The sequence below is a fragment of the Thalassotalea sp. PLHSN55 genome (assembly GCF_052030545.1).
Lineage (GTDB): Bacteria > Pseudomonadota > Gammaproteobacteria > Enterobacterales > Alteromonadaceae > CANMXU01.
The window spans coordinates 1-579 of the sequence record NZ_JBPDIH010000039.1 but is presented as its reverse complement, the minus strand read 5'-3'; the positions used below and the strand labels follow the sequence as shown (position 1 = coordinate 579).

General features: G+C 32.1%; 1 protein-coding gene. It reads right to left on the bottom strand.

Annotated elements, in window-relative coordinates:
- Nucleotides 1–117 precede the first annotated feature (117 nt).
- Nucleotides 118–579 (bottom strand): hypothetical protein (locus tag ACRRSQ_RS20615; protein WP_440877659.1); only part of this gene is annotated, 462 nt, incomplete at its 5' end.

Here is a 579-nt window from a genome sequence, read left to right as displayed (position 1 = left end):
TAACGCCTCACTAAGAGGCCAATAATAGTTGGTTAAAATTAGCGACGAAGGAGCAAAAACCAACTGTTATTTGTCCTTTTGAGTGACTTGTTATACGCAATTTAATTAATTGAAAACTTAAGGTAAGTCAAATTCTTTATGGAACCTACCTTTAAATATATAATCAAATCGTTCAGATGTATTAATAGATGCAACGCCCGTAACTTGAGAAATATTTTTTATCTCATTTACAATCTCATCAGCACTATCCCAAGAACCTTTAGTAAATATACCTATAGGGGATTTTCTGCCCTTAACCTTCATTGCGATGGATAAAGATTGGGTGCTGGTTGTTCCAGGCTCACTACTTCCACTTGATGCAACGTAAAGTTCTATAGCTTGTAAGTTTGTATACACATTCTTTTTACTAAAAAATATTGAACCGAAGCTTGATTCAATTTTTTGATGAGATAATTTTTGCTCCCAAAACCAAGTAATCATTGCTATGAATGGGGTCAATAAAAGTAAGAACCCGACCAAATCCCCTAAAGAATATTCATAATAATATTCATACTTAAAATAAAATTTTGTAATAATTAC